Origin of the sequence: Klebsiella sp. Ech2A, from assembly GCF_030078455.1 — a bacterium.
In the GTDB taxonomy this organism is placed as follows: Bacteria; Pseudomonadota; Gammaproteobacteria; order Enterobacterales; family Enterobacteriaceae; genus Klebsiella; species Klebsiella terrigena.
In genome coordinates, this window is record NZ_JAQGFU010000346.1 from 1 (window position 1) to 2502 (window position 2502).

The window sequence follows — 2502 nt, forward strand, 5'->3', positions numbered from 1 at the left end:
GCGCTGCCGATGGCATGGTATATGGCGCGCTACACCAGCGGTAAGATGAAGGCATTTTTCTATATCGCGGTGATGCTGCCGATGTGGGCCAGCTACATCGTTAAGGCCTACGCCTGGACGCTGCTGCTGGCAAAAGATGGCGTAGCGCAGTGGTTTCTTCGCCATCTTGGGCTGGAGGGTGCGCTGAATCTGCTGCTGACGATCCCGGCGGTGGGTGGCAATACGCTGTCGACCTCGGGGCTGGGCCGCTTCCTGGTCTTCGTCTATATCTGGCTGCCGTTTATGATCCTGCCGGTACAGGCGGCTCTGGAGCGCATACCGGCATCGCTGCTGCAGGCGTCGGCCGACCTCGGCGCCCGGCCGCGGCAAACTTTTCGCCACGTGGTACTGCCGCTGGCCATTCCCGGTATCGCCGCCGGGTCAATTTTCACCTTCTCGCTGACGCTGGGCGATTTTATCGTGCCGCAGCTGGTGGGGCCGCCGGGCTTTTTTATCGGCAATATGGTCTATTCCCAGCAGGGGGCGATTGGCAATATGCCGATGGCGGCGGCCTTTACCCTCGTGCCGATTGTCCTGATTGCCCTCTATCTGGCGTTTGTTAAACGCCTGGGAGCGTTTGATGCACTCTGAACGCGCGCCGCTGTTCCTGAAAATCGCGACCTGGGGCGGGGTTATCTTCCTCCATTTCCCGCTGCTGATCATCGCCCTGTACGCCTTCAACACCGAAGACGCCGCCTTCAGCTTTCCGCCGCAGGGCCTGACGCTGCGCTGGTTTAGCGAAGCGGCCGGGCGGGGAGATATTATCGAATCGGTGACGTTGTCACTGAAAATTGCCGCGCTATCGACCGCCATCGCGCTGGTACTTGGCACGCTGGCTGCAGGAGCCCTGTGGCGCAGCACTTTTTTTGGTAAGAACGCGGTGTCGCTGCTGCTGCTGTTGCCCATCGCGCTGCCGGGGATCATTACCGGCCTGGCGCTGCTGACGGCGTTTAAGGCGGTTAACCTCGAACCGGGTCTATTTACCATCGTTGTCGGGCACGCCACCTTCTGCGTGGTGGTGGTCTTTAACAACGCGATCGCCCGCTTTCGCCGGACCTCCTGGAGCCTGGTGGAGGCGTCGATGGATTTAGGCGCGACGAGCTGGCAGACCTTCCGCTACGTGGTGTTGCCCAATCTGGGATCGGCGCTGCTGGCCGGAGGAATGCTGGCGTTTGCGCTATCGTTTGATGAAATTATCGTCACCACCTTTACCGCCGGACACGAGCGGACGCTCCCGCTATGGCTGCTGAATCAGCTGGGACGCCCGCGCGATGTGCCGATAACCAACGTTGTCGCGCTGCTGGTGATGCTGGTGACGACCATTCCGATTTTAGGAGCCTGGTGGCTAACCCGTGACGGCGACACAAGCGCTGAAAACGGCAAATAACTGACGTGTACAGGATCATACTATGCAACATAACCTTTTGATCAACGGCGAATTAGTGGCGGGTGAAGGCGAACTGGTGCCGGTATTCAATCCTGCTAATGGCGAAGCTCTGCTGGAGATTGCGGAGGCGACAGCGGCCCAGGTGGATGCGGCCGTTGAGGCGGCGGATCTTGCCTTTGTCGGCTGGAGCCAGACCACGCCGAAAACCCGTGCGGAGTGCCTGCTCAAGCTGGCGGACGTGATTACCGCTCATGCGGAAACCCTCGCCAAACTGGAGTCATTGAACTGCGGCAAGCCGCTGCACTGCGTGATTAACGACGAGCTGCCGGCGGTGGCGGACGTGTTCCGCTTCTTCGCCGGCGCCGCGCGCTGCCTGCCCGGAATGGCCGCCGGTGAGTATCTTGAAGGGCATACCTCGATGATCCGCCGGGATCCGGTTGGGGTGGTGGCCTCCATCGCGCCGTGGAACTATCCGCTGATGATGGCGGCCTGGAAGCTGGCACCGGCGCTGGCGGCGGGGAACTGCGTGGTGATTAAACCTTCAGAGATTACGCCGCTAACTGCGCTCAAGCTGGCCGAGCTGGCAAAAGACATCTTCCCGGCCGGCGTCCTCAACGTGCTCTTTGGCCGGGGCAAAACCGTTGGCGATCCGCTGACCGGCCATCCTAAGGTGCGGATGGTCTCGCTGACCGGGTCGATAGCCACCGGTGCGCACATCATCGGCCATACGGCTTCCTCGATTAAGCGTACGCATATGGAGCTGGGCGGCAAGGCGCCGGCGATTGTTATGGATGACGCCGACCTCGAGCTGGCGGTTCGGGCGGTAGTCGATTCGCGGGTGATCAACAGCGGGCAGGTATGCAACTGCGTCGAGCGCGTTTACGTCCAGAAGGGGATCTACGATCGCTTCGTTAACCGCCTCGGCGAAGCGCTGAAAGCGGTGCAGTTTGGCGACCCGGCGCAGCGGGATGATATCGCCATGGGGCCGCTGATCAACGCCGCTGCCCTGGAGCGGGTCGAGCAGAAGGTGGCTAAAGCGCTGGCCCAGGGCGCGCGGCTGGCGCTCGGCGGTAAAG

3 protein-coding genes are annotated in these 2502 nt (G+C 61.6%); all 3 read left to right on the forward strand.

All coding sequences use genetic code 11. The annotated features are described in order from the left end of the window. The coding region (locus PFH44_RS26700) for an ABC transporter permease (protein WP_283826707.1) at nt 1-630 on the forward strand (630 nt) is incomplete at its 5' end. Further along, the gene (locus PFH44_RS26705; protein ID WP_283826708.1) at nt 620-1426 is read left to right on the forward strand and encodes an ABC transporter permease; all 807 of its coding nucleotides are present in this window, start codon (nt 620-622) and stop codon (nt 1424-1426) included. The genes PFH44_RS26700 and PFH44_RS26705, both read left to right, overlap by 11 nt. A gap of 22 nt (nt 1427-1448) precedes the next feature. Further along, nucleotides 1449-2502 (forward strand): aldehyde dehydrogenase family protein (locus PFH44_RS26710; RefSeq protein WP_283826709.1); only part of this gene is annotated, 1054 nt, incomplete at its 3' end.

Coding starts and splice junctions, on each gene's coding strand:
- PFH44_RS26705 (WP_283826708.1), top strand. CDS start 620: ATGCACTCTGAACGCGCGCCGCTGTTCCTGAAAATCGCGACCTGGGGC.